The 20,429-nt window shown below is 47.4% G+C and carries 21 protein-coding genes, 1 tRNA gene and 1 pseudogene; 5 read left to right on the plus strand and 18 right to left on the minus strand.

Features of this window, described 5'->3' with window-relative positions:
• The first annotated feature begins 69 nt into the window (after nucleotides 1-69).
• Nucleotides 70-321: a hypothetical protein gene (locus C9I98_RS07955; RefSeq protein ID WP_036823705.1), complete on the plus strand. Its 252-nt coding sequence runs from the start codon at nucleotides 70-72 to the stop codon at nucleotides 319-321.
• Nucleotides 322-417: 96 nt separating this feature from the next.
• Here C9I98_RS07955 and C9I98_RS07960 read toward each other — a convergent pair whose 3' ends face one another.
• The 10 genes from C9I98_RS07960 to C9I98_RS08000 form a co-directional block, all read right to left on the minus strand.
• A complete protein-coding gene (locus tag C9I98_RS07960) occupies nucleotides 418-1,686 on the minus strand; it encodes a CHRD domain-containing protein (protein WP_036823704.1) in 1,269 nt (422 codons plus the stop codon).
• Nucleotides 1,687-2,034: 348 nt separating this feature from the next.
• Nucleotides 2,035-2,125 (minus strand) — tRNA-Ser (locus C9I98_RS07965).
• Between the two features lie 106 nt (nucleotides 2,126-2,231).
• Nucleotides 2,232-2,924, minus strand: coding sequence for a DUF4336 domain-containing protein (locus tag C9I98_RS07970; RefSeq protein ID WP_036823702.1), 693 nt, complete (start codon nucleotides 2,922-2,924; stop codon nucleotides 2,232-2,234).
• A gap of 147 nt (nucleotides 2,925-3,071) precedes the next feature.
• A complete protein-coding gene (locus C9I98_RS26500; protein ID WP_158262670.1) occupies nucleotides 3,072-3,242 on the minus strand; it encodes a hypothetical protein in 171 nt (56 codons plus the stop codon).
• Nucleotides 3,243-3,458: 216 nt separating this feature from the next.
• Nucleotides 3,459-4,100 (minus strand): HAD family hydrolase, encoded by a 642-nt coding sequence (locus C9I98_RS07975; protein WP_036828617.1) that lies wholly within the window; start codon nucleotides 4,098-4,100, stop codon nucleotides 3,459-3,461.
• Between the two features lie 62 nt (nucleotides 4,101-4,162).
• The gene (locus C9I98_RS07980) at nucleotides 4,163-4,552 is read right to left on the minus strand and encodes a VOC family protein (RefSeq protein WP_107271827.1); all 390 of its coding nucleotides are present in this window, start codon (nucleotides 4,550-4,552) and stop codon (nucleotides 4,163-4,165) included.
• A gap of 88 nt (nucleotides 4,553-4,640) precedes the next feature.
• Nucleotides 4,641-5,408, minus strand: a complete 768-nt coding sequence (locus tag C9I98_RS07985; protein WP_051902234.1) for a DeoR/GlpR family DNA-binding transcription regulator — start codon at nucleotides 5,406-5,408, stop codon at nucleotides 4,641-4,643.
• A 251-nt stretch (nucleotides 5,409-5,659) separates the two neighbouring features.
• Nucleotides 5,660-5,989: an AzlD domain-containing protein gene (locus C9I98_RS07990; RefSeq protein WP_036823412.1), complete on the minus strand. Its 330-nt coding sequence runs from the start codon at nucleotides 5,987-5,989 to the stop codon at nucleotides 5,660-5,662.
• On the minus strand, nucleotides 5,986-6,705 hold the full coding sequence (locus tag C9I98_RS07995; RefSeq protein ID WP_211318311.1) for an AzlC family ABC transporter permease: 720 nt from the start codon (nucleotides 6,703-6,705) through the stop codon (nucleotides 5,986-5,988). The genes C9I98_RS07990 and C9I98_RS07995 overlap by 4 nt, the downstream gene beginning before the upstream one ends.
• Before the next feature lie 77 nt (nucleotides 6,706-6,782).
• On the minus strand, nucleotides 6,783-7,619 hold the full coding sequence (locus C9I98_RS08000) for an AraC family transcriptional regulator (protein ID WP_107271828.1): 837 nt from the start codon (nucleotides 7,617-7,619) through the stop codon (nucleotides 6,783-6,785).
• A gap of 235 nt (nucleotides 7,620-7,854) precedes the next feature.
• Here C9I98_RS08000 and C9I98_RS08005 point away from each other — a divergent pair, with 235 nt between their 5' ends.
• The gene (locus C9I98_RS08005) at nucleotides 7,855-8,889 is read left to right on the plus strand and encodes a lactonase family protein (protein ID WP_036820321.1); all 1,035 of its coding nucleotides are present in this window, start codon (nucleotides 7,855-7,857) and stop codon (nucleotides 8,887-8,889) included.
• Nucleotides 8,890-8,948: 59 nt separating this feature from the next.
• Here the strand turns inward: C9I98_RS08005 and C9I98_RS08010 are convergent.
• Nucleotides 8,949-9,489 (minus strand): annotated as a pseudogene (locus C9I98_RS08010) (cytochrome b).
• A gap of 155 nt (nucleotides 9,490-9,644) precedes the next feature.
• Nucleotides 9,645-10,295: an HAD family hydrolase gene (locus C9I98_RS08015; RefSeq protein ID WP_036820323.1), complete on the minus strand. Its 651-nt coding sequence runs from the start codon at nucleotides 10,293-10,295 to the stop codon at nucleotides 9,645-9,647.
• Nucleotides 10,296-10,458: 163 nt separating this feature from the next.
• Here C9I98_RS08015 and C9I98_RS08020 point away from each other — a divergent pair, with 163 nt between their 5' ends.
• The 3 genes from C9I98_RS08020 to C9I98_RS08030 all read left to right on the plus strand — a co-directional run bounded on the left by C9I98_RS08020 (nucleotide 10,459) and on the right by C9I98_RS08030 (nucleotide 13,776).
• On the plus strand, nucleotides 10,459-11,673 hold the full coding sequence (locus C9I98_RS08020) for an alpha/beta hydrolase (protein ID WP_051902089.1): 1,215 nt from the start codon (nucleotides 10,459-10,461) through the stop codon (nucleotides 11,671-11,673).
• A gap of 179 nt (nucleotides 11,674-11,852) precedes the next feature.
• Complete coding sequence (locus C9I98_RS08025; RefSeq protein WP_036820325.1) at nucleotides 11,853-12,527, plus strand: response regulator transcription factor; 675 nt, start codon at nucleotides 11,853-11,855, stop codon at nucleotides 12,525-12,527.
• A complete protein-coding gene (locus C9I98_RS08030; protein WP_036820328.1) occupies nucleotides 12,517-13,776 on the plus strand; it encodes a sensor histidine kinase in 1,260 nt (419 codons plus the stop codon). Before C9I98_RS08025 ends, C9I98_RS08030 begins: the two co-directional genes overlap by 11 nt.
• Before the next feature lie 349 nt (nucleotides 13,777-14,125).
• Here C9I98_RS08030 and C9I98_RS08035 read toward each other — a convergent pair whose 3' ends face one another.
• The 6 genes from C9I98_RS08035 to C9I98_RS08060 all read right to left on the minus strand — a co-directional run bounded on the left by C9I98_RS08035 (nucleotide 14,126) and on the right by C9I98_RS08060 (nucleotide 20,107).
• Nucleotides 14,126-14,599, minus strand: a complete 474-nt coding sequence (locus C9I98_RS08035; protein ID WP_036820331.1) for a DM13 domain-containing protein — start codon at nucleotides 14,597-14,599, stop codon at nucleotides 14,126-14,128.
• An 86-nt stretch (nucleotides 14,600-14,685) separates the two neighbouring features.
• Nucleotides 14,686-15,576, minus strand: a complete 891-nt coding sequence (locus tag C9I98_RS08040) for a LysR family transcriptional regulator (protein ID WP_036820333.1) — start codon at nucleotides 15,574-15,576, stop codon at nucleotides 14,686-14,688.
• A gap of 298 nt (nucleotides 15,577-15,874) precedes the next feature.
• Entirely contained in the window at nucleotides 15,875-16,621 is a 747-nt protein-coding gene (locus C9I98_RS08045) for an outer membrane protein OmpK (RefSeq protein WP_107271829.1), read from the minus strand.
• Between the two features lie 72 nt (nucleotides 16,622-16,693).
• On the minus strand, nucleotides 16,694-17,914 hold the full coding sequence (locus tag C9I98_RS08050; RefSeq protein ID WP_107271830.1) for a NupC/NupG family nucleoside CNT transporter: 1,221 nt from the start codon (nucleotides 17,912-17,914) through the stop codon (nucleotides 16,694-16,696).
• Between the two features lie 14 nt (nucleotides 17,915-17,928).
• Nucleotides 17,929-18,873 (minus strand): nucleoside hydrolase, encoded by a 945-nt coding sequence (locus C9I98_RS08055; RefSeq protein ID WP_036815855.1) that lies wholly within the window; start codon nucleotides 18,871-18,873, stop codon nucleotides 17,929-17,931.
• 28 nt (nucleotides 18,874-18,901) lie between these two features.
• On the minus strand, nucleotides 18,902-20,107 hold the full coding sequence (locus tag C9I98_RS08060; protein ID WP_036815853.1) for a PfkB family carbohydrate kinase: 1,206 nt from the start codon (nucleotides 20,105-20,107) through the stop codon (nucleotides 18,902-18,904).
• Nucleotides 20,108-20,429: the final 322 nt, after the last annotated feature.

Consider the following 20,429-nt stretch of genomic DNA (forward strand, 5'->3'; position numbering starts at 1 on the left):
AGGGCATGAGAGTACCTTATGCTTTAACTAAGTAGGTAGGTTTACCAAGTTACAAAGAGTATTTAACCCATGAACAATGAACTAGATATCATCGACAACCTGGAAGAGCTAGAGCGCTTTTTGATCTCTATCGAAGATGGCGGCCTTGGCCTGAAAGACGTTGCAGGTGTCGCACTGGCAACCAACAATACCGATGGCCGTCCGTTTATCGCAGTACTCGACGATAAGCACCAACTGCTTCTAGGCCGCTGGGTTAGCCAAGAAGTTTACGAGAACGGTAAAGACTTGGTTCGCAACGGCCCTAAGCGCACTAAGCACTAGTACCTGGGCACTAAGTCCATGCTTTGGACTTACTCTGCCAACCTCGATACTCACAAAAAAGCCGCTGAACGTTGATGTTCAGCGGCTTTTTGCTTACTAGTCGATCTGGCCTCGCACTTCACCACTAGGGACCTCAGGGGTATGAACATTGATATAATGCCCCCCGGCCAACAAGGTATTCGCGGTATCCTCATCGAGTGTGACGTTGTCTGGGCTGCGCCATACATTCACATCACTGCCATCTTGCACCAATCCAACCACTACACCACCATTGGCACCAACCTCTCCTTCATGGACATGCGCTGCCGACGCACCTTCCAGGCCGGATGTAATAACCAGTACTGACAACACGCTGGTAGAGCGGTCAAACCAAACATAGCCATCGCCAGAACCATCAGTGACAACCGGCGGGACTTCTTCATCACCACTTAAACCAAATGCAAAGATCTTGACCATCTCATTGACAATCTGGCCACGGATCTCACCACTCGGTACGCCCGGGGTATGGACGTTGACATAGTGCCCGCCCGCAAGCAACGTATTGGCGACATCAGCCTCAAGTGTCGTATCTTCCGGTGTTTGCCATACCGTTGGGTCCTCTGCATTTTGTTCTAAGAACACTGCCACGCCACCATTGGTACCAATTTCCCCCTCATGGATATGCGCCGCTTCAGCATCATCAACACCCGTTGTAATCACTTTCAAATCAAGCTCATAACTTTCGGTATTTAACGTGGCATACCCTAGCCCACTGGCATCGGTATCAACCGCTGGCACTTCTTGGTTGCCATCAAGCACAAACGCCAGTATTTCTGTATTGGCATCGACTATCTGCCCTCGTAGCTCACCCGGTGGGTTCTGCTGGGTATGGACATTAAGATACCATTCGCCGTTCATCAACATATCTGCTTGTTCCATGGTGATTTCGGTACTTTCAACACTCATGGTGCCATCGCCATTGTCAGTAAACTCGAAAGCAACTGGGCCATTTGTCCCGATACTACCTTCATGGATATGAACAGACACCACATTGTCGACATTAGACACATCAACCTCGGCACTTAGGGTGTAAGTATCCCCCTCCCCTGGTCCTGGATCAGGATCTGGGTCGTCATCCTTGTGCTTATACTTATGTTCGTGTTTCTGGGGTGGGTTCTTGTTCGTAGTCGAGGTTAGGGTAACAAAATGCTCTTCATCACCCTTTTCAACCAGCAAGGTTACCGCCCCGCTGGCCGTTGCCATTGTTTCCACCGGCGGCACTTGCTGCGCCCCCGATAAAGTGACATCAAAGGTAAACTCTTCATCATGACAGCCAACCAAAGATACAACTGAGATCAACAATGCCCAAATCACATGTTTACTCATACTCTCCTCCAACAGACGTTGCTGCACTGACAGGAAAGTGTAGTTATACCTGCTCAGCTAAAACCTTATACATTGTCTTAGCTTTAAGACAGGCGCCGCCTATCTAAGACTTAGCAGCGCAATACATTGAAAAGTCACCCTAAGGCCAAGCGATGTGGTGAAAATAATTATTTTTGTATGGCGAGGCTCTAATATGGCGGAGTGCTTCGAGGGTATTGCGGATTTACTTCGCCCTACGGGCCGTTGCTTTAAAGCGCCTTCGGCTAGCAACGTTGTCTCGCTTCGCTCGGCTGAACCCTAGATTCAAATGTAAAAAAGCCCAGCACTTCTGCTGGGCTTTTTTGAATGTGGCGGAGAGATAGGGATTTGAACCCTAGATACGCTACAAACGTATGCCGGTTTTCAAGACCGGTGCTTTCAACCACTCAGCCATCTCTCCGTAAGTGCGGCAAATAATACGGAGGTTTGAGCAAGCTGTAAAGCCCTAATTTAACCCAATATAACTAAGTGCTCACTATCGCAACAACATGCTTAGCAATAAGACTTTACTTTAGAAAGCGAGCAGATATGTCTTTGAAAACACCCTGGGCATCGTCGGCAATAATCGCACCGTGGGTCACCACTATTTGCGAGAAGTCCCAGCTTTGGATCTCACGAATAAACGTGCTGAAGGCTGGCTTATTCTTGATAGCAAATCCCATTTTCAATGGCGGCGCGACACACTTCCCTTTAAAGCCAATTGGCTCAAAGATGTAATTATTCATAAAGCCTGCCAATCCTGTCGCTTTGTTTTCTGGGTGGTTTTGGATCATATCGGTCACAATCAGCGAGCCCGATTTTTCATGGAAAAAGACGGTTTCATTAAAGAAGGGAACCGACGGCATGGTTGCCCATATCAAATCGTCTTGCCAAGGGTTTTCCATCCCCTGCTGAATAATATGGTAGTTGGATAACGGAACTTTTCGTGGGATACCCGCGCTCACATACGCATCTGCGTCGGGGTATGCGTCGCACCATTCTTGTAGCCATTTGCTATGGTTGTCGCTGGCGGCAACAATCGCCTTCACTGGGCCAATTGCATCGATTTGCTGTTTCAACTCATCGGATAATGCCGTTGGTGAGTGCAGCCACACACTCCCGTCTGATAAACGAATGATGGTCATCCGAAGCCCAAGCTTAGATCCCATCATTTTCATTGAATCTTCACGCGCCCAAATGTTCTCGCCAATCTGTTGCATCGCCGCCTCGCTAGTTGCTTGTTTCTAATCAACTCTTGCCTCTAAACAACTATAGTGCCAGAGCAAAAAATTAAGACATCTTGGTGCGATCACACATTGAAATAACTAGCACGTGAAACATTGATCCAACTCGCAGGTGCCACACATTTATTTGTCTGATTCGGTTAAGACGATAGAGAAATCCAGCCCATCGTCAAAGAAATCGACATTACCCACCTGCACCATTCGGTAAAGAGACCAAACTGCAACGATAAGTGTCGCAAGGATCAGGTGAAGCAATGGTGGCTTCAGGTAATGCTTAGCCGTTGATTTTTCCATGTTATCTCTCCTCATCGCCCTGGGGTTGCTAGGGCAAGGGGGAGGATAAAGGCAGGTGATAATTAATTAAATCTTATTATTTTTACCACTTGGTTAAGCAGTAATTAACATTAGCGAAATTGGTATTCAATCGGTCTGATAATTGAGAAAGAAAGAGAAAACTCATGCCCCAGCTATTATTCGCAAAACTCGCCAGGGCACAATTTGATTTGATCGCTATAAATACGCTTTAACGTCTGATAATGACGTCACAATGGCCATCGCCCGCTCGGCCACATCAGCAGCAGGTGATAGCAAATCAGGGATCATCACAGCATGGCAACCTGCATCAAGACCAGCACGCATACCATTGTTGGAATCTTCCAACACTAAGCAATCTGCTGGTGCAATATCTAACTGCTCACAGGCCATTAGATAACAATCTGGCGCAGGCTTTCCGTTAGTCACATTCTCGGAGGTAATCACGACATCAAACTGCGCTAGGTAACCGGAGTCGGCAAAGTGGTGCTTCACTTGCGCCAATGCTGACGAAGTCACCAGGGCACACTTCAAGTTTTGTTGCTTGAGAAAAGCAAAAATCACATCAAATCCCGGTTTGTAGGCAACACCTTTTTCACGCTCGGCAACCACCATCGCATCACGAACCTGACGGAAGCGCGCAAGATCCAGCATCTCGCCAAACTGGTTGACTAGGCGGCGCTCGCATTCAGCATCTTGCACACCAATGAACGACTGGTAATCATCATCACTTAACAATAATTCCTGTTCATCCGCCGCATACTGCCAGCAAGTTTTGTACAAACCTTCGGTATCGAAGATCAGGCCATCCATATCAAACAACACAGCTTTAATGTTCATTTCACCTTCCTATTGCACCAAAACAAATCAGGACGACATACGCCCCTTCACACCCTCAGCCGCTAGGAAGTTAGCTCCAAGCGGTTATCTTCTGGATCAAGCACCACGCTTTCATAATAGCCGTCTCCGGTACGTCGCGGGCCATCAATCACTTTATACCCGTCGTTAGCTAAACGTGCGGTTAATGTATCGACGGCTTGTTCAGAGCCCAGCGATACCGCCAAGTGAATAAAGCCAGTAAACTGCGCAATAGGGTCTTGATTAGAAACAGGAATACTATCGTTATGCATGATTTCCAAACGTGCACCGTTATCAAAACTTAGAAAATAGGATGAAAAGCCTTTCTGGGCATTCACATACTTATCATTGGCATCAGCTGCGAAGTAAGTTTGGTAAAACTCTCGCATTGTTTCCAAATCACGTACCCACATTGCCACATGTTCAATTTTCATTTTTACCTCTATCTATTACATCAACCTGAAATACCAATCGCCGCCGACTACAGAGAGACGGATGTTACCTACTGTATGAATTAAAAAATCACACCGTCATCACTTCAATGTCACTTGCCACAAACTCGCCAAGGCGACTGTCAGCATTGGTCACCAGCACATCAATGTTTGCTATTGGCGTAACTAAATAAGGTGAGCGTAAATGAAGTTTGTCTTTACTCGCCAGCAGCACCGTTTTACGTGCTTGTTGCACCATCGTCCTTTTGACATCGGCTTCATCCAAGTCATCGGCTGATAACCCAAAATCACAGTCGAGGCCGCATACGCCCAAAACAGCCATATCAGCAGTGTATTGGCCGATATCCCTTACCGTATTGGCCCCAGTGGCTATCGCCCCCAGCGGCCGAAGCCTTCCTCCCAATAAGATGGTATCGACTTGGCGCTCCAGTAGATGGGAGGCAATCACAGGTGACGGCGTGATAACCGTTATCGAACTCCCAACAGGAATGGCTTTCGCAATGGCGAGCGTAGAAGTGCCACCATCAAGAAACAGCGTTTGCACACCATTGAGCAATGACTGAATCGTTACCTGTGCATCAGCAAGCCAAGCATTCGCTTCATTTAACCTGTCGAAAAAAGGCTTCGCCGGAACAGAGGCTGGGACAGCCCCGCCCTTTACCCGTTTTAGCAGCCCTTGCTTTTCTAGCGCAATCAAATCACGGCGGATCGTATCCAGTGAAACAGCCAACTCCCCGGCGATATCTTTCGCGACTAAATTTCCGCCTTGCTGCAAGCGAGTGACAAGTAGGCTCTGCCTTGTATCGGGATTATTTAGATCAAGAGGTGTCTCAGCCATGGTTTTTCCTATTCATGCGCTCTTAGTTAATGAGTGCATCATAATCTGCAAAAAAACGCAGATCAATGCAAATACCCGCAAAAAAACAGGAACAAATTTCGGCTTTAAATTGCACTAATTAGCAATTTTGTGCATTTTTTTGCAATTATCTTTGCAAGATAAAGGGATAATGGCGTGAGCCACCAACCTAAACACCGTGTATTTAGGTTGGTGGCAATGCCGCTAACGGGCGAGAAATTAAAAGGGGGAAATTAAGCCGAGGGCGTGAATACCACTAAATTCAACACTAAGAATACCGCCATGCTCGCTACTGTTGTGAGCAACACGTTCTTGGTTTTCCATGCCAGCAACGCTGCCAATCCAGCCGACCACAAGTATGGATTATCCAGTGCTAACCACAGGCCTTCACCCTCGGGCATGAACACAATGGGCGCCCAAATTGCCGTCAGTACTGCCGGGCTGGAATATTTCAGCAGGCGCTGGAACTCAGGGTTAATCTTCAATGGAAGCCGCGGCTCCAAGAATAAATAGCGGCTCAAGAACACCAATGCCGTCATAGCTAAAATAGACAAAATGATCATCCCTGCTCTCCTCGCCACTTCTCGATACCATAGCCAGCAACCATGCCACCCAAGCTTGCTATCATCAATGCGCCCTCAACGTGAAAGTAGTTCAGGGAGATTGAAAGCCCCAGCGCAACCAACACTGCACCCAAAACGGGAAGACTCAACACATGCGGCACCACCAAGGCAATGAAGGTCGCCGCAACGGCAAACTCCAGCCCCAATTCATTTAATGCCGGGATGTAGCTACCCGCCACAATACCCACCAAGGTGGCCGCATTCCAAGCAAGATAAAAACTCAGCCCCGCCCCAAGCGCATACCAACGGTTGAATTGCTTTTTTGACTGCTGACCACAGATGGCAAACAGTTCGTCAGTCAACAGAAAGCCCAAGCCTAAACGCCAACGAAGTGGCAGCGAGCTGATTTTCTCTCGCATTGACACGCTATACAGCAAATGCCTGGAGGTGATAAAAAAGGTTGCCAGCAGCATAGACAGCAGCCCCGCGCCGGCCTTGAACATGCCTGTTGCCACCAGCTGCGCCGAGCCCGCAAATAAAATGGCCGACATTGCCTGGCTTTCAAATGGGTTGAGCCCGGCATCAATCGCAAAAGAGCCGGCAAGCAAGCCCCAAGGGATCACAGCCACGCTCAATGGCAGCATTGCCAGGGCACCTTGGCCAAATAACCTTGCAGGCGTCGTCATTTCAGGGGTATCCACTAATGTTGTATCCATAACTTATCATCTTGTGTCATCATGACTTTATCTCGCCATAACGCCACCACTAATACTTGTACAAAATTGTCCAAAGGCTAAGTGAGTGACTGTGTATATTGCCTAGGGGTTACACCCATCGCCCGTTTAAAATGGCGATGGAAATGGCTCTGATCATGAAAACCGGCTTCTTGCGCCGCATCAGAAATATGGTGGCCTGCACGAAGCAGTTTTTTGGCAAACCTCAGGCGGCTCTGTATTTGGTATGCATGGGGAGGAAGCCCAAATTCCTTTTGAAACGCCCGGACCAAATAATATGGGCTATAACCCGCCAAAGCCGCCAACTCCTCAAGGGAAACATCTGCTTGCGGAAAATCATCAAGGAATGTCTTAACCAGTAGTACTTGCTTTTGGCTTCGGGTTCGGGGCTCAAATTCGTTTCGGCTACGGCTGTGCCTTGCCATCAGCTTGACGAGAGCACCGTAAACCAGCGTCTCCCGTAATAAGCGATTATCTGAATTTTCTAGCGTAGAAAAAACCAAGCGAAGTTGCTGTGCCACCTCAGGGTCATGCACAACTGGCTCTGGGAAATAGGGAACTGAAGGATGGGCTCCCAAGCCTTCGGTCATTGCACCAAATTGTTCGGGTAAGGGATACATTGCTTTATATTCCCAGCCACCTTCCGTTGCGGCATGGCCGGTATGCACTTCATCGGCATTTACCAAAATAATATGGTCTTTAGGTGCGACATGATTACTACCCGTACGATAAAAGCGCTGTGCCCCTTTTTCAATCACGCCAATGGTATACCCCTCATGGCTATGGCGTGAAAAGTTTTGCTGCTTATATTTCGCCTGCAACAACTCAAGCCCGCCTAGTTCGTCGGCAACCGTAAATCGCGCATCTTCTTTAAATTGTTTCGTTTTATCTGGCATTGCTTACTCACTATTCCCTGTGATGCCAGTCTAGCTTATCTACCTTTGAAGATTTTGTACAAAATTGCGCTTTTATTCATACCCGAATAGTGCCCCAAATGTGTTTTGTTTCATTCCTTTTTACCTACAAGGTAACAACATCACACTTTAACCAATTGATTAATAATAAGGATTGCCGTCACCACTCACTGGCGGCATGGTATGGGCAGTTTATTCAATATTGACAAGGTTCTTCATGACAGCGAACAGCCACCTGCATTTTTACGTTGGCACTTACACCGACGCACCGAGCAACAGTTCGGGCATTGCCCACATCACTTTAAACCCGGAGACAGGTGAACTGACACGCTTAGATGATGCCATCACTTTGCGAAACCCCTCCTATCTGGCTGCAACCAAACAAGGCGTGTACGCATTTAGCGAAGTGGCAAGGGAAGAGGGCGCCGCCCTTAACTTTATTTCATCTGCGACCAGCCAAGCATTACCTATTGCGGGTGACTACCCTTGCCATCTCGACATCAAAGCGCCGTATCTGGCTGTTGCCAATTACGGCTCCGGCAATGTGAGTGTTTACCAACTTGATGGAAACGGTGGGCCGTTAGATGCCATCGGTGAATTGTATGTAGAGGGTAGTGGCCCAAATAAAGATCGCCAGCTTTCGCCCCATGCCCACCAAGTGACGTTTCTTAAGAGCTCAAACCACCTTGCCATAGTTGATCTTGGCACTGACTCTGTTCACTTCTTTGGCTACAGCTCTGATGCTGACAAACCTGCTTTCGCGTTAGATCAAAGCATTGCCATGCCTGCGGGCTCTGGCCCCCGCCATTTGGTCTTTAATCAAAGCGAGACAACGGCCTACGTCGTCTGTGAATTGTCAGAAACCTTGGTAGTACTGACCAACAGCAAAACTGGCTGGCAAGTCACACACCAATGCGATTTGTTAGCCGAAACGCCCAATGGTGAAGCCGCATCTGCGATCCGCCTGAGCACCGACGAGAAGTACCTGTACGTGTCATGCCGAGCCCAAAATAAAATCAGTCATTTTAACGTTTCCGGTGAAGTACCACGCAGGCTGGCTGCCTATGATTGCGGCGGGGCGTTTCCGCGAGACTTTATTATTTCGGCCGATGGGAAGTGGTTGCTCACCGCTAACCAGCACTCTAACAATATCGCGAGTTTTCACCGAAACAGTGAAACGGGCGAATTAGCCCCAACCGGGTACCAGTGCAATGTCGATGCACCTGTGTGTTTGGTAGAAATAGCAAAGTAGCATCAGTCCAAAACAAATGATGCCTCATCAAGAGGCATCATTTAGCTATTTATTCGCTTCTAACTTCGGCCAAGCATTCTGGAAATAGTACTGTCTTTGTCTATAAATTGGTGCTTGAGTGCACCAGCAACATGTAGGACAAAAGCAACAATAATGATCTCAACAGCAAAGTGGTGAACAGTAGAGCCAAGCTCTTTTAACCAAAGCGTTTCTTCTCCGGCAGCGATTAATTGCCAGCCAAAGATATCAATACCTCGCCCACTTCCAATACTCATGGCGATCCCCGATATAGGCATGACCAGGGTTGCAACAAGCAATAAGCAATAAGCCATGAACACACTTTGCCGCAATATCTTGCCAAACAGGCATTACAGATGCGGCCTTTATCGCACCTTCTTTTAATCGCCAGAACAAACGAACAGAAGCCGCCAATAAAATCAATGTCCCAAGAGACTTATGTAGACCAATCCATTCACCCTTTTCTGGCCCCCTTGGTAAGTCGACCATGTATAAGCCAATGGCAAATACGGCTATAAATGCCAACCCAGTCAACCAATGTAAACTAATCGTCTGCCATGTAAGTGAATTCTTCTTGAGCATTTCTTTCCCCTTATATTAATTGTGGTTATAAGGGGATTATCCAATAGGCATGTGAACAAAACTACACCGATCTGTGTAAGTTTGGGTAAATTTTATTCACATTTAGCTAGAGATTATTTGTTCAAAACAGCAACATTGCACTATTGAGCCGCTTCTTACGATTGGGCTTTCAGTTCGGCAAGTACCTGATGCAAAGAAGGCACAATGGAATGGCCTAGTTGGCGTACTTCTTGGCATGGCTCCACCAAATCCGGGATCTGGTAGCTGATCATATTGGCTGCTACCGACGAGCGAACACCATTGTTGGAATCCTCAAACGCCAAACACAAAGTAGGCTCAACATTCAAGCGACTGGCTGCCAAGAGGTAGATTTCAGGATCCGGCTTACCATTGCTGACTTCACACCCTGTCGTCAGGCTATCAATGTATTGAGACAACCCAGCCAACGCTAGCTTCTTCGTTGCCACCTCTTTTGCTGTCGAAGTGGCAACCGCAACAGGCAGCCCTTGCTCTTTCAACCATTCTAGGAGCTCAACCACACCTTCTTTAACTGGAATAGGCTGATGCTGAACTACCGCGTTGTAACGGGTGCGCCATTCATTATGTAGGCGATCCAAGTCGTCCCCGTAAGCCTCACGGAAGATCCCTTCAATGCCTGCCGCGTTACGGCCAATGATAGACAGGTAGACATCTTCATGGAAAGGGAGGTTTTGTACTTCACACGCTTCTTTGAAAATGCGCATACACACACGCTCAGTATCAAGAAGCAAACCATCCATATCGAAAATAGCAGCTTGGTAGTTCATCGTTTTCCAGACTTATTGGTTGAGACGGCGCATTTTGACACAAGCCGACGACTTTTACTTGAAAAATAATGCCATCATACTGTGTCGATCTTAACCGCCTCTTAACCCAACAAATGCTAATCTTGTTGCCGTTAATTCCAACGGCGTAATTTATTTAATAAGCATGAATCCAATCAAACCGTTTTTCTCATTCAAGACAACATTATGCGGCCTAGCATTGGCTTCGGCTGCCTTGGTGGGATGCCAAAGCACCGTCGAGCACCCGATGTTCGAGCCTTCAGGCAGTACACACATCACCAATTACCAAAGCTTCAGTGATTATGTGGAGCAAACCGAGCAGCAGCTGGCTGAGCACCGGGTATTCTTAACCGACAACCACCAGCAAGAAATTAAGGCTAATCTGCCGTTTGAGGTAAAACCTAAAGCGGCCTCTTCAGACGAGCAAGGGCAACCAAGCAAAGGTATTCTACTGATCCACGGCTTGGGAGATTCGCCTTGGTCGTTTGTCGATGTGAGCCAATCGCTAGCCGATCGAGGTTTCTTGGTTAGAACCGTATTGCTTAATGGCCACGGGACACGCCCGGCCGATATGATCAATGCCGATCACGAAGATTGGCAAGCATTGGTGGACAAGCAAGTTCAGTTACTCGAACAAGAAGTTGACGAGGTTTATCTCGGTGGTTTCTCAACCGGCGGGAACCTGGCCTACCTCCATGCGGCCGACAACCAAGATATAGCCGGGTTGATGTTGTTCTCTCCGGGCTTCCAATCCAACGAGCCAATGGCATTTATGACCCCGTTGCTATCAACGGTGAAAACTTGGCTAAGGCCAAATTCGGCCAGCGGCGTCACCAACTATGCTCGCTATAGTGCGATGCCAACCAATGGTTTTGCCCAATATTACCACACCAGCAAAGCCACCATGGAAGACTTGGAACAACGCCAGTTCGACCGCCCAACCTTCATGGTGCTCACCGAACATGACAGTGTGTTGGATACCCGGCTGATCCGTGAAGTATTCCAAAACCGCTTCACCCACCCCGACAACAAGCTGATGTGGTTCGGCACCAGCCCTGAACCAGCCGAGGACAAGGTCGTCTTCGTCAATAGCCGAGTGCCTGAGCTACGGGTCAGTAATATGTCGCACATGGGGGTGTTATATGCACCCGACAACCCCTATTACGGGATCAACGGCAGTGAAATTATTTGCCGTAACGGACAAGAATCAGAAGCAGCCGAAGACCATTGCCGTGCCGGTGGCGAGGTGTGGTTTAGCGCATGGGACCACCGCGAAGCCGACAAGGTACATGCCCGGCTGACCTTCAACCCTCGCTATGATCAAATGATCACAACACTCTCTGACGTGTTCCAACTGTAGCGGCCTTTCCAAGACCAACTGCACGCAGCCATTAAGCAGACATTGCTCAGCTTGATGGTTGCAGCACCCGATGCATGACTCCCAAATCATCACAAAACAGCCTAGTCTCTTGTTATCTAATGCTAAAATCACAATCTATACCATCAGCTACCTGCCACCGCCGAGGCCCGATAACAGCCATGACGATACTGCTTGTTGAAGACGACAGAGCTCTTGCCCGCTCGATTATGGAATACCTTGAGTTGGAAGAGCTAACTTGTGACTATGCCGATAATGGCGTTGGTGCTATCGAACTGACGAAAAGCCAACATTATCAAGTGATTGTGCTGGATATAAACCTTCCCCGCCTCGATGGTTTTTCGGTATGCGAACAACTCAGAAAGTCAGGTAACGACACGCCCATTATTATGCTCACTGCCAAGGACAGGCTGGAAGACAAGCTAACAGGATTTAATGCCGGTACCGATGATTATCTGGTTAAGCCGTTTGCAATGAAGGAGTTGGTGGCGCGTATCAAGGCACTCTCAGGGCGTCGCAGCAACCAGGTCAAAAAGCTTTCCGTGGGTGAGCTGGAGCTCGATCTTAGCTCAAAGCAAGCCAAACGGGGCGAAACCACAATAGAGCTTTCCCCAACCGGGTTTAAGATTCTCGAGCTACTCATGCGAGCCAGCCCCGACGCGGTCAGCAAAGAAACCATCGTGCAAGAGATATGGGGTGACCAAGCGCTTGATAGCAACAATCTCAAGGTTCACATCCACAAGCTAAGAAAAGACATCGACTCGGCCTGCGAGCCAGCATTTATTGTCACCATCAAGTCCGTTGGCTACGCCATCAGGGAGCCCCATGCAGACTAGAACCAGTATCAAAGCCGTCTTTCTTATCACTGCGGTTGTCTCATGCTTGTTGATGTCACGTGTATTTTTCGTCTTGATGTTCGACTATTACAAGGAAGGGGCCTCCACCGTCACCTATGACATACTGAGCGATGCGGCAGAGCAAAACACCATTGGTGATCACGACGCCTACGGCCTCCACTTCCGACGCCAGTGGCAAGACTTACCGCCGGTGTTTCTGCAAGCCATCGGCAAGGCACCAGGCAAACTCAATCAAATGACCCGGCTGAAAGCAGAGCACCCGATGTTTGTCTCGCCAACCAAGCTTTATTATGTCTTGCTTGCCAATAATAAGCTGGGTGAGCCTATCTATGTCGCCAAGGCTGTGAACTGGAAAGATACCGGGGTGAGTATCGGTGACTTTTCACTGGGAATTTACGGCCGCTCGTTTTTGCTCAGTATATTGTTTGCGGCATTGTGCTCTGCCCTGCTGCTGTACGTGCTCAAGTCATTGGTTGCCCCTCTGGAGTCCTTGAAGGCGTGGGCACAGGCCATGTCCAGCACTCACCCCCAGCAAAAGCCAGCCGACATCCAATTTCGCTACAAAGAATTTTCCGACATCGCCGATGTACTGAGCGAGAGTATCGAAAAACAAAAACACAGTATCAGAAAAGAAGAAGAGTTCCTGCAATTTGCCAGCCATGAGCTACGCTCTCCGCTGGCAGTCATTCGTACCAGCACTGATCTTTTAAATAAAATGGCCGAAAAAAACAGGCTGGAGAACGCCAACCAGGTTGTAGGCAGAATCGATGATGCAGCGACAACCATGACCCGCTTGGTCGAAACCCTACTGTGGCTGAATCGTGACACTCCGCAAAATGTCGAGGTTCAAGCTGTCCAACTGGACGCGACTATCAAGCACCTCGCCGAGGAGCTGAAATACCTCCTTATCGACAGCAATGTTGTACTTCGTTGCCACACCTCACCATACAGTGCTGAACTAGCGGAGATCCCGTGCCAGATCGTGTTGAAGAATATGATCAGTAACGCCTATCAACATGCGTCAGGGGGTGTTATAGATGTAAAACAGCAAGGTTCAAGGGTGACAGTCAGCAACGAAGATCAGGCAGGCTTTAGCAGTAATAAGGGATTCGGTCTTGGCGTTAAGCTAATTGAAAAAATAGCCAATCAATATCACTGGCAAGTTAAGGTTCAGCAGTCAACGAGCCGTTATAGGGTTACGTTGGACTTTTCACCTGAATCAAAATAAACAAGGCAGCCCGAAGCTGCCTTTATGACTAATTGGGGGGTTATTGATTAGGGGCAGGGAATACTTGAAAACGCACCCTAGAAGCGGAACACAACGCGGATTGCTTCCATCCAACCCCAAAGACTAAAACCAATCACCGCAGACAGGAAAATAGCAGGGAAAATAAAATCCATACAGTCAAACTCACTATATTTTAATTGAAAGCATGGATTTATTATCTATAAAACCAATCAAAACCCAATACATACAACCAAGCAATATGCAACCTTTGTGATAGGTAACGCAAAAGCCACAAACATAAGGAACTAGTTGAATATAAAATCAGCAGTTAACGTTCTGCCCTATTGCACTACTCTCGATACTTTGCCGATGTAATGTACTGGCCAAACGTTTCGCACCATACAATCACCGTGTTGTATTGGGCGATATCAATCGAGTCATCGAGTTCCACCATAAAACGATCGAACGTTTTGATATCCCCCACTTTCGCCATCGACATTTTCAATCGGTTAAAATCGGCTTCAGTTTCAATGTACTCCGGTGACAAATAGAGCTTGTAATCCGGCCCCGGTGCCAGCTCGCCTACAAAGCTGATTGCATTTGGTGAAATAGACACTTCACCTTCTCCCCAGTGAAGAAAATCGCTGTCTTGGCGATCCTTTTCAAACGTGGCGGTAAATTGGGCTTGTTGCTGAACAGAGGTAATGGCGGCAGCCGGCGGTGCCTCTGGCGCAATCAAGATAGGCAAGGCATATATACCCAAGGCAAACCCAATCGCGACCGCGACACCGTGGCTAATTAGTAATCCCAACATCCTTTTCATCGCTTCTCCATACATCCTGTAAGTGCCTGTATCAACTATAGACAATATGACGTGAAGCGACGAAATTGGACGATGGTAGAGCGAAATTACAGCCGGTAGGCCTCGAAAGCTTCATTCAATATCTGCAGCAAGGCCTGTCGAACAGGGCCAGACGGGTGGCGTCGGGTTTGAATAACATCAACAGTCGTGATCCACCCATCCGGTTCATATTCTACGTTTAGCTCAACCAGCTGCTCGGCTTTCAAGTAACTTTCAGCCAAGCGTCGCGGTACTATCGCCCAGCCCGTGCCCTCCACAGCTAAGTCCAACAAGAGCTGATGGGTACTTGCATACCAGACTTGGGTACTAATGGCATAACTGAACCACAGCTCTTTATCGGTCGAGGAACGTTGCACCAGCTGACGATAGTTCCTTAAATCGTTATCTTGCACGGCAGGCATGGCCGCTAGCGGATGGGTGGGCGCCGCGACAGTCACAAACCGGTTATAGCCCAGCGTCGAAAATTCCGTATTTTCCTGCATGGCGCCATCGGCATAAACAATCCCGACATGGGATGTCCCTTCCACCACCCAATGGCGAATATCAAAAGTCGAGCCTGCCACAAATTCAATGTTTGCCATCGGAAACTGCTCAGCCAGCACACTGAGGCGTTTTATCAACGCGGGCTCTATTAAGCTTTCTTCTATCGCGATGACCAACTCATGCTCTTCATCCGCTTCCAGCGCAGCGACCTTCTGATCCAACCGCTGCTGCTGTAATAAAATAGAGCGAGCGATAGGCAACAAGGCACTGCCTTCAGCGGTCAGTTTGAGCATATTGCCACTGCGATCAAACAAGGTTTGGTTAAGTGAGATCTCCAAGTTAGAAATGGCTTGGCTCGCACCGGATTGGGCACGCTTGAGTTTTCTGGCTGCCGCCGAAATCGAGCCGCAATCACACACAGCGACAAACATTTTCAGTTGCTCAAAGCTGTACATACGCTTTACTTCCTCTCGTATCACACGCCATTGTAGGCATCGGGCATTGTCGCTGAAAACAGCAAAATATTGAATCAGAAAATACCCTGTCGACTTTCATTATGCGGACTGTATTTATCAGCGATTCAACAAAAACCTCGAAAAGAAAAAAGCCCGCTCTAATGAGCGGGCAAGCAATGCGAGAGTATTGCTAAAACATTCATGCTATTTATTAATTCGTGTTGTCGAGACACTATGAACCCTTGGCAATAAATCACCAAAAGAGATAAATAATCAGAATGTAAACGTGGAAATTAAATTAGAAGTTATATGCCAAGCGGTAAATAAGAATATCACCGTAGCCATCAGCACCTAGCTTATTAACAAAGTAGCGATACATTAGCATTGCAGTGAAATCCTCATTAATGTTCCAAGCAAAGTTAACTGCACCGTTTAAGCCAGTATCACCATAGTTGTTTTCGGCATATTCATCAGAGCGGAACAGTTCAATCTGGTTCCAGTTATGTAGCAAAAATGATTCACCAAATGCTTCAAATGCATACCCAGCCTGCCAGCCAATCGTACCGCCGTTCATGCCCGTGTAATCTTTAACGCCAGCGTTAAATTCATTACTGACATTGATAAACTCTACCGCAGCCCATGGTTTGAACCACCAGTTATCACCCGTCAGGCCTGTATAGCCAAAACCCATATATTGGTTAACTTCTCGGATATTTTGATCAATATGGCCGTAGACTTTACCGAATAAACTCGCACCGCTATCGCCTAGGTAAATATGCGCTTCACCATTAAAGGTTTGGCCGCGGTTACCGGTTGCTTTATCCACACCTTCGTAGTCATAGAAGCCGTATAGCTCACCCCAGTCGTAGCCTGCCCCACCTTCGACACCAATCAGAGCCTGGCGAAAGTCGTTATCATCAACAAAACCTTGGTCCCAGAATTGGTAATCAACGTGGACATTACCCCAACCATAAAGTTGTTCGGCAGAAACAGCAGACGATAGCAGGCATGACGCAATCGCTGCGCCCTTCAGCAGTTTATTCATAATTTTACCTAATTGTTTTTTTGTTTTGATTTGAAAGGTGGGTTATTTAATTTAAATAACCCACAAATTTAATTAATTTATTGAAAGGAATAGGCCCGTTAATGCCGCACTCATTAAATTAGCTAATGTCGCCGCTAAAATAACTCTCGCCCCCATTGAAGCAATAAACTTTTTCTTATTCGGTACAATCGTACCGAGTACACCAATCATTGCCGCCGGTGCCGACAAGTTGGCAAAACCTGCCAGTGCCATGGTAATAACAGCTTGGGTATGCGGGCTTAATGTTTCTTTCACTTCAGAGAAGCTCATGAAAGCGACGAATTCATTCAGTACCAGTTTCTGGCCAAGGAAATTACCGGCCGTCACCACTTCTGAAGCAGGAATACCAAGCAGCCACGCCACAGGGGCAAAAATGTAGCCGAAGATTTTCTGTAGCGTGACACCTTCCATACCAACGAGGCCAAACAGTGCGCCTAGAATACCGTTAAACATCGCAATCAGAGCAATCAGCGCCAGTAGCATCACACCGATTGATGCCGCCATTTTCAAACCATTGAATGCACCGCTGGTTGCCGCTTCAATGATATTGATTGGCTTTTCTTCATCATTGTAAATATCTAGCTCGACCTCTTCAGGCTGCTCCGTTTCAGGGAACATGATCTTTGCGAACAACAGGCCTGCAGGCGCAGACATAAAGGCAGCAGCAACCAAGTACTTAATCTCGATCCCCATGCCAGCAAAGCCAACCAATACCGAACCGGCAATCGATGCAAAGCCACCTGTCATCAGTGCAAACAGTTCAGACTTGGTCATTTTGGGCGCATAGGGCTTCATCATCACAAATACGTCTGTGTTACCGATAAAGATATTCGCCGCCGCCGCTGTCGACTCGGCCTGCGAAGTACCCAGTACCTTTTGTACACCCAAGCCAATAAAGCGTACCACTCGCTGCATAATGCCAAGGTAATACAACACCGACATCAATGAGCTAAAGAAAATAATGATTGGCAGAACGTGAACGGCAAAAATAAAGCCGGAACCAAATCGACCTAGCTCACCAAATAAGAAGTTAATCCCCTCGCTTGAGTAGCCCATTATCGAGCTTACACCTTCAGATACACCGATCAGAATAACTTGGCCGGCTGGCACGAATAGGATAAAAGCGGCAATAGAAGCCTGCAGTAAAAGCGCGATACCTGTTGTTCTAAAGTTAATCGCTTTACGGTTGCTCGATGCCAAATAGGCAATACCTAGCAGCACCGCGATCCCCGCGATGATAGTTAACGTTTGCATTTTTAATCCCTGAATTAGCCTTTAATTAATTTTTTGAACATATCGACAAAGAGGTGATCTCGCTCGATATATTTAATAACGCGAATAGGGTGGCGGCTGTGGTCAAATGACCAAGTAAAGTTATCGTTCAGCACTGGCGACGGCACGATATGGCTGGTGTACCAAGAGGCATCAAGCACATAGCCAACAGGCGCGATATCCCAAACCACCTTGCGGTTACCAAAACCAATCCAAGGGCATTTCGATGACTCAGAGCCAAGGTAATGACCAATTTCGCTGGTATTTAGCAAGTAATGTTCAAGTTCAGGTACCGATGTTGCCAAGGTGTTGGTGACACCCATGCATGGGAACAAGGTTAATGCCACACCAGAATCCAGCAACACACGGCTTGCAGCAATATCCTGCAGCATGTTGTATTCATAGGTGTTTTCCCAATCGAAAGCGTGACCACCAAGCCAAAGCACATGAATTTTTTCCACCAGCGATGGTTCAATCATCAGGGCGCTGGCAATATTCGTCGGCGCACCAATCGCGATAACCTGCAAAGTCCCTTCGCAGTTTTTCGCACGCTCGATGAGATCATCAACCGCGGGGGTACGCTCAGGGGTTGCCAAGTCTTTTAAGTAAGCCGTTGCACCACGAAATACCGCAGGCTTCGACGCCACATGCACCTTATCAATCACGCGGAAGATTTCATCGTAGCTGAGATCCATCCCCACTTTGGCCTCTTTCACCGCTTCATGGGTATCATTAAACATTGAATTGGTAAAAGGCGCGGCATAGACAGCCTGCAGATCAATGCGTTCATGGTTCAACATCGCCCATGCAATGGCATACTGATCATCGATCTCATTGAATGTATCGCTGTCAATGACAACAGGGACACGCCCGGTATCGGGCACATCAAGTAATGCAGCGCGCTGGGTAAGCGTTAGGCTTGGAAAAGTAGGCTTCGTCATTGTCTTATCTCTTCTGAAATCGTTATGGTTATTTCGCTAGTGCTAAGCGGGCTTGAACAAGTGCATCATCCGGCATGTTTGACGCACCCTTACGCTCAACAGCCAAAGAAGCAAAGGCCGATGCGTAGTTAATGGCATCAAATAACGGTTTACCATTGGCCAAACAGGCAGCCAAGGCGCCATTGAAGGAGTCGCCTGCACCACTGGTATCGGCAACCACGGCTTTAAAGGGTTCGAACTGGTGGAACGCTTCGCCATCAAAAACCAAACAACCTTTTGAGCCCAGTGTGATAATCACGATTTTAGGGCCCATTTCATGGATCACTTGCGCGGCTTTCTTGGCATCTTCCAGTGAATGAATAGCGACCCCGGATAGCTCTTCTGCTTCGGTTTCATTCGGGGTAATTAGATCAATCATGTTAATAATGGTTTTGACATCATCAACATAAGGCGCAGGGTTTAGCATTACCAACGCATTGGTACGGCTGGCATACTCCACTGCCATACGGGTAATCGCAAAGTTGTTTTCAAGCTGGGTAAGAAATACCTTTGCATCTTGAATGCGCACTAGATCATCTGAAATTTCGTCTTCATGAATATTTTCATTGGCACCCAAATCGATAGTGATCATATTGTCGCGCTCTGATTCCGACACCAACACCACGGCATTGCCCGTTGGTTTCTCTTCATCTTCCATCACTGTCAATGACTTAAGCTGAGTGCTCGAAAAGTAGTTTCTTGCCTTCTCACCGAACTCATCCTTACCAATTTTCACGGTAAAATGAACGGCATCGCTTACCTTAGCGGCGGCAGTCGCTTGGTTAGAGCCTTTACCACCAGCATAGAAGTTCGTCGATTTTGCATGGATAGTTTGACCGACCGTCGGAAAGCTCGACACCTCTGTGACGATATCAACATTAAATGAACCCAGAATATATACCTCTGATGTGTTCGCTTCTTTCTCAGCCGCTGCATTTGCTTGGCTATATTTATTACCTAAGTTCATCATGATTTTCTTGATACCAGTTTCTTTGAAAATATCTTTTTCAACGAGGTTAATCACTTTCGCACCACCAAAAAACAATTGAGCAATACCGCTGTCTTCAAGTGTTTTTAAATCACGACGGATCGTTCTTTCCGTTACGCTGAACTGGCGAACCAAGTCCGATGTAAACACTTTCTTCTTCTGGAGTAGCAGTATTCTTATCGCTCTAATTCTTTCTTGCTTATTCATTCATGCACCTCTTTGATGGTAGAAATCATAGCGAACACCTCCTACCGATACTTTTACCTTTCACATAGTTTACGTGCTAACCCGGACATTTTATGTCCGAACCTGAATCCTGGCTGTACGGAACATTCAATTGCTTGAATAGCAGCAGTAATATAATGTGGAATTACTATTAACTGTGATATCCATCGGCACCAAATTGACAAGCCATGCCGAATGTCCGTTCTATTTTTCTTACGACTTGGTAGATTGCTTTAACTTAGGCTTGGATATTAACCAAAAACAACGCTGCTCTATCGCCTTAATGACAATGCTCAAGCCCTTT

The organism is Photobacterium sanctipauli, assembly GCF_003026495.1.
In the GTDB taxonomy this organism is placed as follows: Bacteria; Pseudomonadota; Gammaproteobacteria; order Enterobacterales; family Vibrionaceae; genus Photobacterium; species Photobacterium sanctipauli.

Excerpts from the sequence above, each read along its gene's own strand:
- C9I98_RS26500 (WP_158262670.1), bottom strand. The coding sequence starts at position 3,242 with ATGGAAAAATCAACGGCTAAGCATTACCTGAAGCCACCATTGCTTCAC.
- C9I98_RS07990 (WP_036823412.1), bottom strand. The coding sequence starts at position 5,989 with ATGATCATTTTGTCTATTTTAGCTATGACGGCATTGGTGTTCTTGAGC.
- C9I98_RS08025 (WP_036820325.1), top strand. The coding sequence starts at position 11,853 with ATGACGATACTGCTTGTTGAAGACGACAGAGCTCTTGCCCGCTCGATT.
- C9I98_RS08020 (WP_051902089.1), top strand. The coding sequence starts at position 10,459 with ATGAATCCAATCAAACCGTTTTTCTCATTCAAGACAACATTATGCGGC.
- C9I98_RS08005 (WP_036820321.1), top strand. The coding sequence starts at position 7,855 with ATGACAGCGAACAGCCACCTGCATTTTTACGTTGGCACTTACACCGAC.
- C9I98_RS07955 (WP_036823705.1), top strand. The coding sequence starts at position 70 with ATGAACAATGAACTAGATATCATCGACAACCTGGAAGAGCTAGAGCGC.
- C9I98_RS07960 (WP_036823704.1), bottom strand. The coding sequence starts at position 1,686 with ATGAGTAAACATGTGATTTGGGCATTGTTGATCTCAGTTGTATCTTTG.
- C9I98_RS08040 (WP_036820333.1), bottom strand. The coding sequence starts at position 15,576 with ATGTACAGCTTTGAGCAACTGAAAATGTTTGTCGCTGTGTGTGATTGC.
- C9I98_RS08015 (WP_036820323.1), bottom strand. The coding sequence starts at position 10,295 with ATGAACTACCAAGCTGCTATTTTCGATATGGATGGTTTGCTTCTTGAT.
- C9I98_RS07985 (WP_051902234.1), bottom strand. The coding sequence starts at position 5,408 with ATGGCTGAGACACCTCTTGATCTAAATAATCCCGATACAAGGCAGAGC.
- C9I98_RS08030 (WP_036820328.1), top strand. The coding sequence starts at position 12,517 with ATGCAGACTAGAACCAGTATCAAAGCCGTCTTTCTTATCACTGCGGTT.
- C9I98_RS08035 (WP_036820331.1), bottom strand. The coding sequence starts at position 14,599 with ATGAAAAGGATGTTGGGATTACTAATTAGCCACGGTGTCGCGGTCGCG.
- C9I98_RS07970 (WP_036823702.1), bottom strand. The coding sequence starts at position 2,924 with ATGCAACAGATTGGCGAGAACATTTGGGCGCGTGAAGATTCAATGAAA.
- C9I98_RS07975 (WP_036828617.1), bottom strand. The coding sequence starts at position 4,100 with ATGAACATTAAAGCTGTGTTGTTTGATATGGATGGCCTGATCTTCGAT.
- C9I98_RS07995 (WP_211318311.1), bottom strand. The coding sequence starts at position 6,705 with ATGGATACAACATTAGTGGATACCCCTGAAATGACGACGCCTGCAAGG.
- C9I98_RS08060 (WP_036815853.1), bottom strand. The coding sequence starts at position 20,107 with ATGAATAAGCAAGAAAGAATTAGAGCGATAAGAATACTGCTACTCCAG.
- C9I98_RS08055 (WP_036815855.1), bottom strand. The coding sequence starts at position 18,873 with ATGACGAAGCCTACTTTTCCAAGCCTAACGCTTACCCAGCGCGCTGCA.
- C9I98_RS08050 (WP_107271830.1), bottom strand. The coding sequence starts at position 17,914 with ATGCAAACGTTAACTATCATCGCGGGGATCGCGGTGCTGCTAGGTATT.
- C9I98_RS07980 (WP_107271827.1), bottom strand. The coding sequence starts at position 4,552 with ATGAAAATTGAACATGTGGCAATGTGGGTACGTGATTTGGAAACAATG.
- C9I98_RS08045 (WP_107271829.1), bottom strand. The coding sequence starts at position 16,621 with ATGAATAAACTGCTGAAGGGCGCAGCGATTGCGTCATGCCTGCTATCG.
- C9I98_RS08000 (WP_107271828.1), bottom strand. The coding sequence starts at position 7,619 with ATGCCAGATAAAACGAAACAATTTAAAGAAGATGCGCGATTTACGGTT.